The organism is Corallococcus macrosporus DSM 14697 (assembly GCF_002305895.1).
GTDB lineage: Bacteria > Myxococcota > Myxococcia > Myxococcales > Myxococcaceae > Myxococcus > Myxococcus macrosporus.
In genome coordinates this window covers 1,609,609-1,626,732 of sequence record NZ_CP022203.1, presented here as the reverse complement: position 1 = coordinate 1,626,732, position 17,124 = coordinate 1,609,609, and the positions used below count along the sequence as shown (strand labels likewise).

The 17,124-nt window shown below is 70.7% G+C and carries 11 protein-coding genes; 5 read left to right on the top strand and 6 right to left on the bottom strand.

The genetic code is table 11. The annotated features are described in order from the left end of the window. Position 1 precedes the first annotated feature (1 nt). The 3 genes from MYMAC_RS06830 to MYMAC_RS06820 all read left to right on the top strand — a co-directional run bounded on the left by MYMAC_RS06830 (position 2) and on the right by MYMAC_RS06820 (position 5,503). The gene (locus MYMAC_RS06830; RefSeq protein WP_013935491.1) at positions 2-499 is read left to right on the top strand and encodes a hypothetical protein; all 498 of its coding nucleotides are present in this window, start codon (positions 2-4) and stop codon (positions 497-499) included. 33 nt (positions 500-532) lie between these two features. Continuing rightward, positions 533-5,017, top strand: coding sequence for a pilus assembly protein (locus MYMAC_RS06825; RefSeq protein WP_095957486.1), 4,485 nt, complete (start codon positions 533-535; stop codon positions 5,015-5,017). Between the two features lie 63 nt (positions 5,018-5,080). Continuing rightward, positions 5,081-5,503 (top strand): HD domain-containing protein, encoded by a 423-nt coding sequence (locus tag MYMAC_RS06820; protein WP_095957485.1) that lies wholly within the window; start codon positions 5,081-5,083, stop codon positions 5,501-5,503. A 96-nt stretch (positions 5,504-5,599) separates the two neighbouring features. Here MYMAC_RS06820 and acnA read toward each other — a convergent pair whose 3' ends face one another. From acnA to MYMAC_RS06795, 5 genes are all read right to left on the bottom strand, one after another. After that, on the bottom strand, positions 5,600-8,314 hold the full coding sequence (gene acnA, locus MYMAC_RS06815; protein WP_095957484.1) for an aconitate hydratase AcnA: 2,715 nt from the start codon (positions 8,312-8,314) through the stop codon (positions 5,600-5,602). Positions 8,315-8,481: 167 nt separating this feature from the next. After that, on the bottom strand, positions 8,482-9,732 hold the full coding sequence (locus MYMAC_RS06810) for a phospholipase D-like domain-containing protein (RefSeq protein ID WP_013935495.1): 1,251 nt from the start codon (positions 9,730-9,732) through the stop codon (positions 8,482-8,484). A gap of 138 nt (positions 9,733-9,870) precedes the next feature. Next, positions 9,871-11,439 carry an FHA domain-containing protein gene (locus MYMAC_RS06805; protein WP_095957483.1) on the bottom strand — a complete coding sequence of 523 codons (1,569 nt, stop codon included), beginning with the start codon at positions 11,437-11,439 and terminating at the stop codon, positions 9,871-9,873. A gap of 6 nt (positions 11,440-11,445) precedes the next feature. Continuing rightward, on the bottom strand, positions 11,446-12,375 hold the full coding sequence (locus tag MYMAC_RS06800) for a helix-turn-helix transcriptional regulator (protein WP_013935498.1): 930 nt from the start codon (positions 12,373-12,375) through the stop codon (positions 11,446-11,448). Beyond that, positions 12,372-13,394 (bottom strand): helix-turn-helix transcriptional regulator, encoded by a 1,023-nt coding sequence (locus MYMAC_RS06795; protein WP_013935499.1) that lies wholly within the window; start codon positions 13,392-13,394, stop codon positions 12,372-12,374. Before MYMAC_RS06795 ends, MYMAC_RS06800 begins: the two co-directional genes overlap by 4 nt. 314 nt (positions 13,395-13,708) lie before the next feature. Here MYMAC_RS06795 and MYMAC_RS06790 point away from each other — a divergent pair, with 314 nt between their 5' ends. Further along, a complete protein-coding gene (locus MYMAC_RS06790; protein ID WP_082207308.1) occupies positions 13,709-14,179 on the top strand; it encodes a hypothetical protein in 471 nt (156 codons plus the stop codon). A gap of 4 nt (positions 14,180-14,183) precedes the next feature. Here MYMAC_RS06790 and proB read toward each other — a convergent pair whose 3' ends face one another. Beyond that, positions 14,184-15,317, bottom strand: a complete 1,134-nt coding sequence (proB, locus tag MYMAC_RS06785; RefSeq protein ID WP_013935501.1) for a glutamate 5-kinase — start codon at positions 15,315-15,317, stop codon at positions 14,184-14,186. 121 nt (positions 15,318-15,438) lie between these two features. Here proB and hflX point away from each other — a divergent pair, with 121 nt between their 5' ends. Then, the gene (hflX, locus tag MYMAC_RS06780) at positions 15,439-17,091 is read left to right on the top strand and encodes a GTPase HflX (protein ID WP_013935502.1); all 1,653 of its coding nucleotides are present in this window, start codon (positions 15,439-15,441) and stop codon (positions 17,089-17,091) included. The last annotated feature ends 33 nt before the right edge of the window (positions 17,092-17,124 follow it).

Here is a 17,124-nt window from a genome sequence, read left to right as displayed (position 1 = left end):
CATGACCCACTTCGCCTCACGCCGGGGCAGCGCCCTGGCCATCACCCTGATTGCCCTGACGGTGCTGCTGCTGCTCGTGGTGGGCGCCATCACCTTCACCGGCCGCAACCAGTCCGCCGCGGTGTCCAAGACGCGCAGCGACCGCGTGGAGGCCTGCGCGGAGACGGCGCGGCGCTACCTGCTGTCGCGGCTGAAGGTGTTCGGCACCGGCGCGGTGCCCGTCACCAGCATCAGCCTGGAGCAGGTGCTGCAAGACGACCAGGTCGTCGCCGACAGCAGCACCATGCGCACCGCCCACATGGGCGACACCGAGTCGGCGCCCACCGCGGCGGTGCTCGCGACCTCCTCGTTCAGCAGCGGCAAGGACCAGGTGAGCGACGCGGCCAACACCCTCAGAGAAGGCACGGCCGGCGGCAGCTACTACCGCGTGGTCGTCATGTGTGACGAGCCGGGAGGCCGCCAGGCCGAGACCGAGTTCGTCTTCCGCTTCGGCATCTGACCCCTTCCGACCTCGCCCTTCCCCGAGCCCCCCATGAAGGCACTCCTCTCCTCCCTGACGGCCCTGGCCGCGCTGCTGATGGCCCCCGCCGCGCTCGCGCAGGACCCGGCCTCCTGCAGCCTCCAGTCCACCTCCCGGCTGGACGCGCTGCTCAACCCCGCGCGCGGCAGCGACGAGCGCTTCTTCACCAGCCCCAGCGGCCCGCCCAACATCCTGCTCATCCTGGACACGTCGGGTTCCATGGCGTACTGGCCCATCGCCTGGAGCAACAACGACTATTACAGCTACATCGACAACCGGAACGGGGCGTCCCCCGGCTGCCGGCAGGAGAACATCGACGCGCTGAACTACGACGCCAGCGTCGAGTACCCGCGCATGTGGCTGTCGCTGACGAACCAGGACTCCCCCTGGTTCGTCCCCACCAGCTACTACCGCTTCGACGGCAACGGCAGCGGCACCCAGGAGAGCTTCGGGATGGGCAACAACCCCGTCCGCTTCGACCAGCCGCCGCCCAACACCACCATCAGCGACAGCGCGGCGACGGCCTGCGCCAACATCGTGGACACGGGCAACAACAGCACCCGGGCCGCCGCGCGCGCCGCGTGCGCGCAGTGCCTGACGACGAAGGGCTACTTCCAGTACCGGAAAAACGAGCGCATCGCCTCCGGCAACTTCCTCAACTTCTACTCGCCGCGCGGCCACTCCGCCGTCAACGTCATCAGCCAGGTGCTCAAGGACTCGGAGCGCACGCGCTTCGGCGTGGTGACGTTCTCCGCGAGCCGCGACGCCACCGACACCGTGAAGTGGAACAACCAGGACGTGGTGCGCTTCGAGCGCTTCGGGCCCCGCTGCGACCAGTCGTTGAACCAGACGGAGCGCAACAACCACCGCAACAACCTGCTCCTCAAGATGAACCGGGGCCTGCAGTTCAACACCGGCACGCCGCTGACGCAGGTCATGTGGGGCGCCAGCACCTACTTCCGCTCCTCCGAGGACGACCCGTTCCCTGGCTGGTTCGGCAGCGGCTACCTGCGTGACTCCGACTTCGACGACGAGGCTGAACCCGGCCGGGCCGCCACCTGCTTCACCTGCGGCTTCAACGCCATGATTCTGCTCACCGACGGTGAGCCCAACGAGCCCAGCAGCGACTCCTCCCAGATTCCCTCCCAGGTGCGCGACCTGGACGTCCCCTGCGCCAACTGCACCGCGGCGAACCAGGGGGCCAACAGCGGCGGCACCTCCAGCCACATCCACCGCATCGCCAAGTGGATGTGGACCCACGACATGCGCCCGGAGCTGGACGGGTCGCAGCAGGTGGCCACCTACACCGTGGGCTTCGCGCTGACGAACACGCGGGCGCTCAACCTGCTGCGCACCACCGCGGACGCGGGCGGCGGGCGCTTCTACGCGGCCACCAACTCCAGCCAGCTCAAGACGGCGCTCCAGTCCATCGTCGACGACGTGCAGAACCGCAACATCGCGTTCGCCGCGGCGGCCATCTCCTCGTTCCAGACGGGCAGCTCCACGCTCAGCGCGCTGATGCCGCGCATGTCCCCCGCCTCCGGAGACAGCGCCTGGCGGGGTGACTTGTGGCGCTTCAACCAGTTCAACGAGTTCGTGGAGGGCGTGGACAAGAACGCCGACGGCGACATGGACGACATCTTCGTCGTGGACCGGGACGGGGACATCGTCGTCGAGGACACGAGCGGCAACTTCGTCAAGGACGGCGGCAGCACCCCGGCCAACCAGTTCTGGGAGGCGCGCCGCGCGCTGCTGGCCCGGTCGCTGGACAGCCGGAAGATCTACACGGTGACGGACAGCAACCAGGACGGGCGCCTCACCGCCGCGGACAACGCGGCGACGCCCATTGAATTCACCGTGGCGAACCGCGAGACGCTGAAGAGCTACTTCGGCATCCTCGGCACGCCCGTCTGTCCCACGGTGGAGTCGGTGAGCCCGCTGGAGATCGACCCCGGCAAGCTGCTGACGGGCCTGGGGCTGACGCCGCAGCAGGCCGCCGCCGCCATGAGCGTCACGGTGCCGACCTTCAGCGGCATGACGCAGGCGCAGAACTGGGTGAACGACATCTGCGTGCGCACGCTCATCCAGTACGTGCGCGGCCAGGACCTGGCGGACGAGGACGGCAACGGCAACCGCACCGAGGTGCGCCGCTCCGTGCTGGGCGACATCTTCCACTCCGCGCCGGTGCTGGTGGACCCGCCCATGGACAAGTTCCTGTGCAACCTGGGCATGAGCAACCAGTGCACGCGCACGCTCTACAGCCAGCAGCTCGGCGTGTCGCCCACGCCCCTGGCCACGGAGAACATCAGCCGCTGCGGCGACACCGTGGAGGTGGACGCGTATGACGCGTACCTGCACCGCTACCGCCGCCGCGACAAGCTGGTGCTGGTGGGCGCCAACGACGGCATGCTGCACGCCTTCCGGGACAGCACCGCGGGCAGTGACAACTGCGAGGGCGGCATGCCCATGATTGAGTACACGCCCAGCACCGGCCAGGAGGAGTGGGCCTTCATCCCGCCCGACCTGCTGTCGCGCCTGCACGAGATGGCCAACGGCCACCAGTACTACGTGGACGGCGACATCATGGTGCGCGACGTGTGGGCGGACGGCTCGGACGGCTCGCAGCCGGACGGCATCAAGCAGTCCACCGAGTACCACACGATGGCGGTGCTCTCGGAAGGCCGCGGCGGCGTGCACTACGTGGCGCTGGAGCTGCGCGCGGACGCGGGCACCGGCCGCTTCGGCGCGCCCCGGATGCAGTGGATGTACCCGCAGCCGGACTCCGCGGAGGCCGCCCTCTTCGGCAAGACGCTCTTCTCGCTCAGCCCCAAGCCGCCCCCCATTGGCCCCGTGCTGGTGGAGGCCGGCACCGCGCCCGGCGGCGTGTCCCGCTACGAGGTGAACACCCAGGAGCGGTGGGTGGTGGCCCTGTCGGGCGGCTGGTCCCCCGGCCAGGAGAAGGGCCGCGGCATCTACGTGGTGGACGCGTGGTCCCCCGAGGTGAATGGCCGCAACGACAACCTGTGGTGGAAGTTCGAATTCGACCCGAACGCCACCGGGGAGCAGCACGGCCCCGCCCGGCACCTCACGCACAGCGTGGCGGCGCCGGTGGCCCTGGTGGACTACGGCGTGGCCGGCAGCGTCCAGCAGGACGGCTTCTTCGACACGGCCGTCTTCGGCGACATGCGCGGCCAGCTCTGGGTGGCGCGCATGTCCGTGCCGGGCGCGCTGGACCCGTCCACGGGCCTCATCCGCAACTGGAGCGCCGCGCGTGCCTTCCAGATGGACCGGGACTCCGTCGGTCCCAACGGCGTCCAGGGCAACAGCCTGACGCGCACCTGGCCCTTCTATTACGTGCCCTCCATCGGCATCCAGCCGGGCACGGGCGCCATGCGCGCGCTCGTGGGCACCGGAGACCGCTACGCGCTGCTGGACGACGAGGCCGGCATCTGCCGCTTCGACAACCCGCAGGCCTGCGCGCGCTACGGGTGCGGCAACGTGGAGGTGGACTACCAGGTGAACCGCATCGGGGAGAACATCACCCAGGCGCGGCACCAGTGGACGCAGCGGGGCCTGGCGCAGACGACGCTGACGCGCGGGACGGTGTCGCAGCCCGCCTGCGGCGAGCCCGGCCAGACGGTGGTGTCCGCCCGCTTCAGCCGCTACGAGGCCCGCACCTGCCCGGGAGCGCCGCAGGACTACACCTCCATGAGCCCCGCGCGCGTGGAGTGCGGCAAGGACGCCGCCGGCAACTTCCGCTGCCATGACGTGAGCAACGTAGCGCCCAACTTCGCGGACCTGGAGCTGACGCGCACCACCAACGCCATTGGGAAGAACCGCTTCTACGGCGTGCGCGTGTACGGCGTCTCCGGGCAGACGTTCGCCGAGGACGCGACCTCCGTCTCCGCGGACGGCCCGCTGACGGCCAGCCAGTTCGACGCGGCCCGCCTGTCCGACCGCACCAGCGACAACGACACCAGCGGGGACCTGGTGGACGTGACGGACATCACCTGCGACGCGTCCGGCGCCTGCTCCGACACGGGCGCCGCGCCGGAGAGCCCGGGGTGGATGCTGGAGTACACCGACAACATCACCCACAAGACGGCGGGCGGCGCGGCCACGGTGGCGAGCTGCACGCTGTGGAACGTCATCTACCCGTCGCAGGACGGCGAGGTGTGCAGCAGCACCGCCGCCCGGGCGCGCTTCTACCAGGCGGACTTCCTCAGCGGCCTGCCCAACTGCGCCGCGTCCTTCGACAACGCGCGCTTCCAGGAGCGCTCCGTGCTGTCGCCGCCGCCCGAGCCCGCCACCGTGGTGATGATTTCGCCCACCGGCAGCGTGAAAGACGGCGTCGTCGTTCCGGAGCCCGGGCAGCGCCAGCTCACCTCCGTGGACGTGTCGGTGAACAACGAGGTGCTGCAGAACGTGTACGAGCTGCCCCTCACCCAGGAGCAGCACGCCTGCCGCCATGAGAATGCCGCCCACTGCGTGCCGTGACGTGACGGAAGCGCCCCGCCCTCCCCGCTCGCGTGGGGAGGGCGTCGGCGTTAGAAGGCGGGCATGCCCGCACTCGAAGACGCCATCGCGCTCGCGGTGGCCGCGCACCACGGCCAGCGCGACAAGGCCGGCCAGACGTACATCCTCCACCCGCTGCGGGTGATGATGCGGCTGGACACCGACGAGGAGCGCACCGTCGCCATCCTCCACGACGTGGTGGAGGACACGCCCTACACGCTCGAGCGCCTGCGCGAGCTGGGCTACCCGGAAGGCGTCCTCGCCGCGCTGGACGCGCTCACCCGCCGCGAGGGCGAGACGTACGAGGCCTTCATCGAAAGGCTGCGTCCGCTGCCGCTCGCCCGCCGCGTGAAGCTGGCGGACCTGGAGGACAACATGGACGTGCGGCGGCTGGCCGCGGTGACGCCGAAGGACGCCGAGCGCCTGGCCCGCTACCGCGCCGCCTGGGCCCGCCTGCGCGAACCTTGAAGACACGACGGCCCGGAGTGCCACGAGGGCGACTCCGGGCCGAGGTGCTACCGGCGCCCGCCGAGGAAAGCAGGACGCCGGGTTCTCCTCTCCGCGCTAGCCCTTGGCGAGCTGGCGGAGCACGTACTGCAGGATGCCGCCGTGGCGGTAGTAGTCGAGCTCGTTCGGCGTGTCGATGCGGCACACCACCGTGAACTCCTTGGTGCCACTCTCACCCGTGGCCTTCACGGTGAGCTTCTTCTGCGGCGCCAGGTCCTGCGCCACGCCGGTGATGTCGAACGTCTCGTGGCCGGTGAGGCCCAGCGACTGCGCGTCCTGGCCCGCCTCGAACTGGAGCGGCAGCACGCCCATGCCCACCAGGTTGGAGCGGTGGATGCGCTCGAAGCTCTTGGCGATGACGGCCTTCACGCCCAGCAGCATGGTGCCCTTGGCCGCCCAGTCGCGGCTGGAGCCCGTGCCGTACTCGGCGCCGGCCAGCACCACCAGCGGCGTGCCCTCCGCCTGGTACTTCATGGAGGCGTCGTAGATGCTCATCCGCTCGCGCGTGGGGATGTGGACGGTGACGCCGCCCTCCACGCCGGGCACCAGGAGGTTCTTCAGGCGGATGTTGGCGAAGGTGCCGCGCACCATCACCTCGTGGTTGCCGCGGCGCGCGCCGTAGGAGTTGAAGTCCTTGGGCTCCACGCCGTTGGCCATGAGGTACTTGGCCGCGGGGCTCGTCTTCGCGATGTTGCCGGCGGGCGAGATGTGGTCCGTGGTGACGGAGTCACCCAGCAGCGCCATCACGTGCGCGCCCTTGATGTCCTGCGTCGCCTTGGGCTCCGCCGGCAGGTTCTCGAAGAAGGGCGGCTTGCGCACGTAGGTGGACGTCTCGTCCCACTTGAACGTGGCGCCCTTGCCCACCGGGAGCTGCTGCCAGAGCGCGTCGCCCTCCATGGCGTTGGCGTACTGGCTGCGGAACTGCTCCGGCTTCACGGAGGTGCGGATGACCTCCTGAATCTCCTCGTTGGTGGGCCAGATGTCGCGCAGGAAGACGGGGCGGCCGTTCGGGTCGGTGCCCAGCGGCTCGTTGTCCAGGTCCGTGCCCACCTCGCCGGCCAGCGCGTAGGCCACCACCAGCGGCGGGCTGGCCAGGTAGTTCATGCGCACGTGCGGGTTGATGCGGCCCTCGAAGTTGCGGTTGCCGGACAGCACCGCGGCCACGACGAGGTCCCCTTCCGTGACGGCGTTGGCCACGGGCTCCGTCAGCGGGCCGGAGTTGCCGATGCACGTGGTGCAGCCGTAGCCCACGATGTGGAAGCCCACGGCCTCCAGGTAGGGCAGCAGGCCGGCGTCGCGCAGGTACTCGCTGACCACGCGGCTGCCCGGCGCCAGGGACGTCTTCACCCACGGCTTGGGGTTGAGGCCGCGCTCCACGGCCTTCTTCGCCAGGATGCCCGCGCCCACCAGCACCGCCGGGTTGGAGGTGTTGGTGCAGGAGGTGATGGACGCAATCACCACCGCGCCGTGGCCCATCTGGTAGCTCTGGCGGCCGTTCTTCACCGTCACCGTCTGCGCCAGGCGCTCGGGGGGCACGGCGGCGGCCTTGCCACCCTCCTCCCCGCCCTTGCCCTTGCCGGCCGACAGCATCTCCCCCAGCGACTTCTCGTAGCCGGCCTTCATGTCCTTCAGGGGCACGCGGTCCTGCGGGCGCTTGGGGCCGGCCAGGCTGGGCACCACGGTGGACAGGTCCAGCTCCAGCGTGTCGCTGAAGACGGGGTCCTCGGCGTCGTCACGGCGCCACAGGCCCTGCTCCTTGGCGTAGGCCTCCGTGAGGGCCACCAGGTCGTCCGGGCGGCCGGTGAAGCGCAGGTAGTTGAGGCTCTCCTCGTCCACCGGGAAGAAGCCGATGGTGGCGCCGTACTCGGGCGCCATGTTGGCGATGGTGGCGCGGTCCGGCAGGGACAGGTTCTTCAGGCCGCTGCCGTAGAACTCCACGAACTTGCCCACCACGCCCTTCTTGCGGAGCATCTGCGTGACGGTGAGCACCAGGTCCGTGGCGGTGGCGCCCGCGGGGAGCTTGCCGTTGAGCTTGAAGCCCACCACCTGCGGAATCAGCATGGTAATCGGCTGGCCCAGCAGCGCGGCCTCCGCCTCGATGCCGCCCACGCCCCAGCCCACCACGCCCAGGCCGTTGATCATCGTGGTGTGGCTGTCGGTGCCCACCAGCGTGTCCGGGTACACCGTGCTGCCCTGGCGGAACGTCACGTGCGCCAGGAACTCCAGGTTGACCTGGTGGCAGATGCCGATGTCCGGCGGCACCACGCCAAAGCCCTTGAACGCGCTCTGGCCCCAGCGGAGGAACGCGTACCGCTCGCGGTTGCGCTCGAACTCCAGCTCCGCGTTCTCCTTGAACGCGGCGGACGTCGCGAAGGAGTCAATCTGCACCGAGTGGTCGATGACCAGGTCGGCCGGGTTGCGGGGGTTGATCTTGTCCGGGTTGCCGCCCATGGAGGCCAGCGCCTCGCGCATGGCCGCCAGGTCCACCACAGCGGGCACGCCCGTGAAGTCCTGCAGCAGCACGCGCGCCGGGTGGAAGGAGATCTCCACGTCCGGGGTGGCCTTGGGGTCCCAGGCCAGCATCTTCTCCACGTGCTCGCGCTTCACCACGCGGCCGTCCTCGTGCCGCAGCAGGTTCTCCAGCAGGACCTTCAGGGAGAACGGCAGGCGGTTCACCGCCGGGTGGGATTTGGCCAGCTTGCCCAGGCTGAAGAGGTCATAGGTGGCAGACCCCACCTTGAGCTGGGACTTCGTGCCGAAACTGTCGGTCATGTGTGTTGCCGTCCTTCCTTGCGCGGGATGCGGCAACTTCTAGGCCCCCCTTTGACGCGTTGCAAAGGGTTCCTTCCTGGGCATTGAAGGGCGGACGCTTCGGGCCGCGGAAGTGCAGCCCCGCTCATCGGAACCATGCGCCCCGCTGGGGGGCGGGCAGGCGCGGCTCAGATGATTTTGCGAAGCAGCAACAGGGCTCGCTCCAGCAGCTTCTGCCACAGGGGCCGGCGGCGGAACTCGGCCAGCGTCACCTCGCGGCAGTCCCCGCAGTCGCCGCGGAAGGAGTCCTCCAGTTGCTGCCCCAAGCGAGGGTCGGCGAAGACGGCGTTCACCTCGTGGTTGAAGGCCAGGCTGAGGCGCTCCAGGTTGAACGAGCCGATGGTGCCCCACACCCCGTCCACCACGGCCGTCTTGGCGTGCAGCACGCCGCGCTGCCACTCGAAGATGCGGACGCCCGCGCCCAGGAGCCGCTCGTAGAAGCCCCGGGCCATGAACTCCAGGAGGGGGTGGTCGCTGCGGGCGTTGAGCAGCAGGTGGACCTCCACGCCGCGCCGGGCCGCCTCGCGCAGCGCCATCACCATGCGCCGGTCCGGGATGAAGTAGGCGGCGGCCACCAGCACGCTGCGCCGGGCCCGGCGGATGGCGTGCAGGTAGGCCCGGTGGATGCTCCGCCGGCTGGACAACACCGCCAGCCCCACTCCCCCTTGCCGGGACGGCTGGCGGCGCAGGCGCTCCAGCCGCCGGGTCAGCCGGTGGAAGCGGCCCTGGAACATCATCCGCCACGTGGCGGAGAAGCACCGCTCCAGCTCGTGCACGGCCGGCCCCTCGATGCGCAGCACGTCGTCCCGCCACGCCGCGCCCACCCCCGCGGGCGCCCAGTGCGCGGAGATGTTCACCCCGCCGGTGAAGGCCACCTCGCCGTCCACGACGAGGATTTTGCGGTGGTCCCGGCGCAGCAGGTGCCGCAGCCCGCGTGACAGGCTGAAGGGCTTGAAGGCGCGGATGTCCACGCCCCGGGCGCGCAGCCCGGCGAAGAAGCTCCGGCGGCTCGTCCAGGAGCCCACCGCGTCGTACAGCACCTTCACGTGCACGCCGCGCTCGGCGGCCTGCGCCAGCGCCTCGCCGAACAGCTCACCCACCGCGTCGGAGACGAACATGTACGTCTCCAGGCGGACATACCGGCGCGCCCCGCGGATGGCCTCCAGCATGGCCGGGTAGGCCTCCACGCCGTCGCGCAGGAGCTGGCACGCGTTGCCCTGCATCACCGGATGGCGGCGAGGCAGGTAGTAGCGCGACAGGAGCAGCCCGGAGACGTTCGGGCTCCACACCGGCCCATGCTCCGGCACGGGCCCCGGAGGCGTGGGCGCGCCCGTGTCCGCCTCCCCCGACTGCTCGGTCAACGCCTCCGGTTCACCCATGGCCTCCCAACGGTGCGGACGCCCGCGCGACCCGGCAACCCGAGCCGCTTCGCAGCCTGTCTGCCGGTGCCAGCCGGTGTCCGGAAACCGACGGGACAAGCCCGTGACTTCACGGACACCGGCGCGTCAGGAGGCGGCCTAGAGGCCGTACTCGGCGCGCTTGGCCTCCGCGCGGGTGGCGCACGGCTGGTCGTACTCCGGGAAGTACTCCTTCACGTGGTCCAGGGTGGCGGAGGCGCTCTTGTAGTTGCCCTGGTTGTAGTAGCCCTCCACCTCCAGCAGCAGCTTGGAGCAGGTGCGGTCCAGCTCCTGCTGCGCCGCCTTCATGCGCTCCTGGGCGTCGTAGTAGAGGTCCGGCTTCGGCTCCGGGTGGGCCTCCAGCATCAGCCACGACACGCGGAAGGACTTCCAGGCCTCGTAGCGGTTGCGGGCGCCGATGTCCGGCGTCTGGAAGTGCTTCAAGCCCCGCTTGTGGTACTCGGTGGCCTCGCGCACCAGCTCCTCGGGAAGCAGGTCCGGCAGCAGCGCGCGCTCCACCCAGATGTTCCAGATGACCCACGGGTCCTCACCCGGCGGGTTCTTCACGTTGTCGAAGATGATGCGGTTGGGCTCGCCCTTCTTCAGGTGCTGGGCCGGAATCATCAGCTCGATGGAGCGGTCCTGGCTGGCCAGCGTGTCGGGCGGAACCTTGCCCACGTCCACGCCGTTGACGCTCACCACGACCTCGTCCTTGGAGATGCCCTGGGCCTGGTAGTGGAGGATGACCACCGCGCGCGTGGCGGCGGTGTACTCCCACTCGAAGACCTTCATGTCCGCGCGCTCCCATGTCGCGCCCGGCCCCAGGCCGAACCCGTCGCGGATGGGCTGCCCGCTGAGCCACGCGGGCTCCTCGCCCACCGGCTGGCCGTCCTCGCCGCTCAACACCAGCCAGTACAGGACGCCGAACAGCCCGAGCACCAGGGCCACGCCGCCGCCGATGATGCCGGTGCGCACGCCCTGGCTGGCGTCCGCCCAGAAGAGCTTCGCGCTGGACACGATGCCCGGCGACTCACGCCGGATGCGCGCGCGCTCGGCCGCGGACAGGCCACCGCCGCCAGCGGACGGCGCCGGACGGGCCCGAGCCGGCGGAGGCGCGCTGGCCGGCCGCCTCGCGGGCGCCGCCGCGGGCGCCGAGCGCTCGATGGCCGCCGGCCGCGAGCCGCTCTGCCCCTGGGACACGGGGCGCAGGGCCTGCAGGTTGTTGCGGGTGGCGCCCTCGCGGATTTCGTCCAGCTCGTCCTGGTCGGCGCCCTCGGGCGCCAGCGCGACGCCCTTGTTGCGCTGCCGCTTCAGGCTGTCCAGGGAGACGATGCGCGTGCTGCCGTCGCCCTCCTGGGCGCCGGCGGGGAGCTCCTCTTCGCCCGTGGCCGGCTCGTCCGTCAGCATGGCGAAGATGAACGTCACCGGCCCCAGGGTCAGCTTGTCGCCGTCCTCGAGCACCTGCGTCTTCACCGGACTGCCGTTGACGAGCGAGCCGTTGGCGCTGCCCTGGTCCTCGACGGAATAGGCGTCGCCGTCGAGGAAGATGCGGCAGTGGCGCCGGGACACACCCGGGTCGAACAGCGCGACGTCGCAATCCGTCGAACGGCCGATGAGAACGGAGTCCTGGTCGAAGACGAACTCCTTACCGGCTTCTCTACCCTCGGAGATCGTCAGCTGGAAAGGCATGGGGGGTCACAATCCTACAGAGGCCCGCGCCGCTCGGGCAACGGCCGCACGCGCGGAGGCGGGCTCCATGACCTGCGCCTCGCCTCCGAAGGACAGGACCCACTGGGTCAGCCACCGCTCGCTGTCCCCCGCCACCAGCACCTCCACGCCCCCGTCGGCGAGCGGGCGGGCGTCCCGGCCGAAGCGCTCCTTCACATAGGGTGCGGCCACCGGGGAGAAGCGCACGCGCACCGAGGCGTCCGTCAGGCCCCGGGCCGGGTTGGGCACGTCCGCCCGGGCGTCCGCGGGCGGCTGGAAGGGCACGTCCGTGACGGTGATGTCCTCCATCCGGTCCAGGCGGAACAGGCGCGCGTCCTGCCGGGTGTGGCAGTAACCCTGCAGGTACCACTGCCCCCGGTGGCTGAGCAGCTCGTAGGGGCGCACGGTGCGCGGCTCCGGGGACCGGCCGGGGCTGGCGTAGCCGAACGTCACCTCCAGCCGCTCGATGATGGCGCGGGTGAGCGGCCCCAGGGCCTGGGGCGCCTCCGTGGACGCGTCAATCTTCCGGTACATCTCCCGGTAGCGCTCGCGGGTGGCGGGCGGCAGCACCCGCTCCAGCTTCTGCAGGGCGCTCTGCAGCGCGTCCCCCGTGGCCGGCCGGAGCAGCTCCGCCGACGCGGCCAGCGCCGCGGCCTCGCCCGGGGTGAGCCGGGGCGGCGCGAACAGGCGCTGGTCCAGGTCCACGTAGACGCGGTCGTTGTCCACGTAGATGTCGATGTAGTCGTCCGGGTTGAAGGGCGGCCGGCCCACGCAGGTGAGCAGGTCCAGCTCCTCCAGCAGGTCCTCGCGGCTGACGTTGAGCGCGCGCGCCAGGGCGTCCACCGTGACGCCCGGGTGCTTGGAGACGTACGGAACCAGGAACAGCAGGCGGCGGAGCCGCTCGTGGACGTTGCTCATGCGCTCACCTTGTCCTGCGAATCCTCGTGGGACGCCACGATGCGCGAGGCCATCTCCCGCAGCCGCGCCTGCGCCCGCTCCGGGCCCTCCACGCGGCAGTCCGGCCCCAGCGCCAGGCAGAAGCGCAGCAGGCCGTCCACGAACGTCACCGGCAGCCGCGCCCGCACCGCGCCCGCCTCCGCCGGCTCCAGCGCGGCGCCGGGCAGCAGGCTCGCCGCGCGCGAGGCCAGCGTGCCCGACAGGTGGAGCACCACCTCCACCTGCTCGTGGAAGCGGTGCTGCCACGGGAAGTACGCCACGTGGGAGTCCAGCGAGAAGTCCGCCGGCACCTGGAAGTCCGGCGTGCGCGGGCGCGCCGTGTTCACCTTCAATTCGCGGATGCGGTGGACGTGGAAGCTGCGCAGGCTGGCGCGCAGGTGGCAGTACCCCACCAGCGTCCAGGCGCCGCGCCGCAGGGCCAGGCCATACGGGTCCACCCGCCGCTGCGTGGTGCCGGCCTGCTTGGGGCTGGCGTACGTCACATCCACCCACTTGCGGGCCGCGCACGCGTCCCAGAGCTGCTCCAGGCGCGCGGAGACCTCCTTCTCCTGGCCCTCGTGCACGGAGCCCAGCTCCATGCGCACCCGGGGTGTGGGCAGCGACTGGCCCGCGAAGAAGCCAATCTTCCGCAGCGCGTGCGCCAGGTCGTCCCGGCCGGGGAAGGCGCCGGACGCCAGCGCCGCGGAGCCGGCGGCGTAGAGCACGGCCAGCTCTTCCTTGGAGAGGTCCGCCTCCGGCAGGTAGTAGGCGTCCCGGTCGACGATGTAGCCGTCCCTGCGCTCGTCGTCGCCCTGGACGTAGGTCAGCGGGAAGCCCAGCTCCACCAGCTCCGCCTTGTCGCGCTCGAACTTGCGCTCGGCGGCATCATCCGAGCCGCCGTAGTCAGCGGGGAAGTGCTCGCGCAGCTCGGCCCAGGAGATGGGCTCGCGCGCGTCGAGCAGGAGGGCCACGAGGTCGAGGATGCGTTCGGTGCGGTCCATTGGAAAGGTCGGCGACGATGCCGGGCGGACCCGGGAGGGTCAAGAAGTGGACGTGTGGGTGGGAAACAGGTGAGACGTCCGCCCGCGTCCGGCGAGATAGCCGGATGACACTGAACAGACAAGCAGGTATTCACCTGTGCGTGCGCTTGTCTTCATTTGCGCCCTGCAACCACCCGGTCGGGGGGCTCGCACTGAGGGCATGATCTGGGTTATGGCTGGGTCATTCCGTTGAAATGGAAGCGACGTGGACGGGCAAGCCCGTCCGGATGCCGCATGGCCGGCGCGGCGGGCGGCGCCTCCGAAGGGACCTCACGATGAGCCGCATCACCCTCGTCCGTAATGTGGTGGCCGGACTGGCGATGTTCGTGGGTGTCACGAGCACGGCGGCGCCCGCCCCCGTGCGCGCCGAGCCCCTCTACTTCGCCGTCGAGGTCCGCCGTGACGGGCGCCTGGTGGCCCAGCCCAAGCTGCTGGGCGAGACGGGCCGCACCCTCCGCGCCGAGCGCCGCCGCCCCGGCGCCCCCCTGCCCGACTACCGGCTGGTGCTCACGCCCAGGGCCGAGGGCAAGTCGTTCCTGCTCCAGCTCGACCTGCAGCTCCCCGAGGCCAAGGGGCACTCCGAGCTGGCGCTGCTCCACGGCCAGGAGCGCAAGCTCCAGCTCGGCAGCGTCCCGGGTGAGCTCGAGGTCTCCCTGCTGCTGATGAAGGTGGACTCGCCGGAGTTCCGCGCGCTGATGCAGCTCGGAGAGAGCAGCGGCGCGTCCTCGTCCACCTCGTCCATCTGAGCGGCTACAGCACCGCCAGGTCGTCGCGGTGCACCGCCTCGTCCAGGTAGCGGTAGCCCAGCACCGCCTCGATGTCCGCCGTGTGGCGCCCGGCGATGCGCCGCAGCTCGTTGGCGTCATAGGCGGCCAGGCCCCGGGCGAACACGGCGCCGTCCACGCCCACCAGGTCCACGGGGTCTCCGCGCCCGAAGTCCCCCTCCACGCCGCGCACGCCGCTGGGCAGCAGGCTGCGCTTGCCGGTGACGATGGCCTCGCGCGCGCCCGCGTCCACCGTGAGCGTCCCGCGTGCGCGCAGGGCGTGGGCAATCCACGCGGCCCGGGCGCTGCGGCGGCTGCCGGTGGGCTCGAAGAGGGTGCCCACGTCCTCGCCCTCCAGCACGGCGCGCAGGCGGCCGGGCACGGCGCCGGACGTAATCACGCAGTGGATGCCGGACTCGGACGCGCGCGCAGCGGCCCGCACCTTGGTGCTCATGCCGCCCGTCCCCACCCCGCTGGTGGTGCCCGTGGCCAGCGCCAGCACCTCGGGCGTCACTTGCAGCACCGTGGCCAGCAGCTCCGCGTCCGCGTCGCGGCGGGGGTCTCCGGTGTAGAGCCCCTCCACGTCCGACAGCAGGACGAGCGCGTCCGCCTCCACCACGCCCGCCACCAGGCCCGCCAGCGTGTCGTTGTCGCCGAACTTCAGCTCGTCCACGGAGACGGTGTCATTCTCATTGATGACGGGCACGACGCCCGCGGTCAGCAGCCGCTCCAGCGTGTGCTTCACGTTGAGGTAGCGGCGGCGCTCCTGCACGTCCTCGTGGGTGAGCAGCACCTGGGCCACCGCCTTCCCGCGCGCGGCGAAGGCCTCTTCGTAGGCCTGCATCAGCCGGCTCTGTCCCACCGCCGCGCACGCCTGCTTGCCTGGGATGTCGCGAGGGCGCGAGGGCAGGCCCAGCCGCTCCACCCCCAGGGCGATGGCCCCGCTGGACACCACCACCAATTCGCGGCCCTGCGCGGCCCACAACAAATCCTGGCCCAGCGCATCGAAGTGATGACGGTTGAAGCGCCCGGTGGCGTTCGTCAGCGCGTTGGTGCCGATTTTCACCACCACCCGCCGGGCGGCGCGCAGGGCGGTGCGTCCCGTGGAAATCCAACTCACGGGGCGTCAGCGTAGGTCAGAATTGGAAGACGCGCGCGTCCGGCGTGTTTTCCCCACAGCGGCGGTCATAAAGTCGTACCGAAACGGTGGGGGCCCCATGCCTCCGCCAGGAGAGCACGGTTTGAAGGAAATCTACGGCAACACCCTGGGCCTGAAGTCGAGCGAGCAGCACCGCCTGCGAAACACCTTCCGTCGGCGCGTCCCACCGCACGAAATCGTATCGCCCGAGCTTGCCCGGCACCTCACCGAGCTGTCGCGTGAGACGAACCGGCAGGTGGGTGTGCTCGTCAACCGGAAGGGCGAAATCGAGCACGTCATCGTGGGCAACGCCCACAAGCTCGAGCTGCCCGACATCGGCCGCGCCCGTGCGGGCCAGGTGCGCCTGCGTGGCCTCCGCCTGGTGCACACCCACCTGAAGAGCGAGCCGCTCACCAAGGACGACCTCACGGACCTCGCGCTGCTGCGCCTGGACTGCGTGGCGGCCATTGGCGTGGAGCACGACGGCCTCCCCGGCGTCCTGCACTACGCCTACCTCGTCCCGGAGAACGGCTCCGGCGAGTTCTGGAACGTGGAGTCGCTGCCCTCCGTCCACGTGGCGCAGCCGGATTTGATGGACACGCTGGGCGCGCTGGAGGAGGAGTTCAACCGCAAGGCGGCGTCCCGCAAGGTGGGCGGCCGGGAGAAGGCCATCCTCGTGGCGGTGTGCCTGGACGGCAACCGCGCCCTGGCCGAGTCCAGCCTGGCGGAGCTGAAGGAGCTGGCGCGCACCGCGGGCGTGGAGGTCATCGACTCGGTGCTCCAGGTGAAGCGCGAGGCGGACCCGCGCTACCTCATTGGCCGCGGCAAGCTGGAGGAGCTCAACCTGCGCTCCATGCAGTCCATGGTGGACCTGCTCATCTTCGACAAGGACCTCACCCCGTCCCAGGGCCGGCACATCGGCGAGGCCACCAGCCTCAAGGTGCTGGACCGCTCGCAGCTCATCCTCGACATCTTCGCGCAGCGCGCGCAGAGCGCCGAGGGCAAGCTCCAGGTGGAGCTGGCGCAGCTCAAGTACCGCCTGCCACGCCTGGTGCAGAGTGACGACTCGCTCAGCCGGCTGATGGGCGGCATTGGCGGACGCGGTCCGGGTGAGACGAAGCTGGAAATCGACCGCCGCCGCGTGCGCGAGCGGATTACCCACCTGGAGAAGCGCATCGACGCGATTGGCCGCGAGCGCAGCGTGCGCCGCGCCCAGCGCAACCGGCGCGAGCTGCCCGTCATCTCCATTGTGGGCTACACCAACGCCGGCAAGTCCACGCTCCTCAACGCGATCACCAACGCCGAGGTGCTGGCGGAGAACAAGCTGTTCGCCACGCTGGACCCCACCAGCCGGCGGCTGCGCTTCCCGCAGGAGCGCGAGGTCATCATCACCGACACGGTGGGCTTCATCCGCGACTTGCCCAAGGACCTGGTCGCCGCCTTCCGCGCCACGCTGGAGGAGCTGTACGACGCCAGCCTGCTGCTCCACGTCGTGGACGCGGCGGACCCCGCGCGCGACGAGCAGGTGGAGGCGGTGGAGAACATCCTCGACTCGTTGGACCTGATGGAGAAGCCGCGCCTCATGGTGTGGAACAAGGCGGACCTGCTGCCGCAGGACGAGGTGGAGGCATTGCTGCGCACCCGGGGCGGCGTGGCCATCAGCGCCGCGACGCGCGAGGGCCTGGCGACGCTGCTGGCCAAGGCGGACACCACGCTGTTCGCCGAGGGCGCCACCGAGGCCATCGGCGCCGTCTGAGCGCGCGGTTGCCGGGCAGGCACGGCTCCCCGT

What these genes read in the sequence shown, in the direction of transcription:
- MYMAC_RS06830 (WP_013935491.1), top strand. Translation starts at nt 2, where the DNA reads ATGACCCACTTCGCCTCACGCCGGGGCAGCGCCCTGGCCATCACCCTG.
- MYMAC_RS06825 (WP_095957486.1), top strand. Translation starts at nt 533, where the DNA reads ATGAAGGCACTCCTCTCCTCCCTGACGGCCCTGGCCGCGCTGCTGATG.
- MYMAC_RS06820 (WP_095957485.1), top strand. Translation starts at nt 5,081, where the DNA reads ATGCCCGCACTCGAAGACGCCATCGCGCTCGCGGTGGCCGCGCACCAC.
- acnA (WP_095957484.1), bottom strand. Translation starts at nt 8,314, where the DNA reads ATGACCGACAGTTTCGGCACGAAGTCCCAGCTCAAGGTGGGGTCTGCC.
- MYMAC_RS06810 (WP_013935495.1), bottom strand. Translation starts at nt 9,732, where the DNA reads ATGGGTGAACCGGAGGCGTTGACCGAGCAGTCGGGGGAGGCGGACACG.
- MYMAC_RS06805 (WP_095957483.1), bottom strand. Translation starts at nt 11,439, where the DNA reads ATGCCTTTCCAGCTGACGATCTCCGAGGGTAGAGAAGCCGGTAAGGAG.
- MYMAC_RS06800 (WP_013935498.1), bottom strand. Translation starts at nt 12,375, where the DNA reads ATGAGCAACGTCCACGAGCGGCTCCGCCGCCTGCTGTTCCTGGTTCCG.
- MYMAC_RS06795 (WP_013935499.1), bottom strand. Translation starts at nt 13,394, where the DNA reads ATGGACCGCACCGAACGCATCCTCGACCTCGTGGCCCTCCTGCTCGAC.
- MYMAC_RS06790 (WP_082207308.1), top strand. Translation starts at nt 13,709, where the DNA reads ATGAGCCGCATCACCCTCGTCCGTAATGTGGTGGCCGGACTGGCGATG.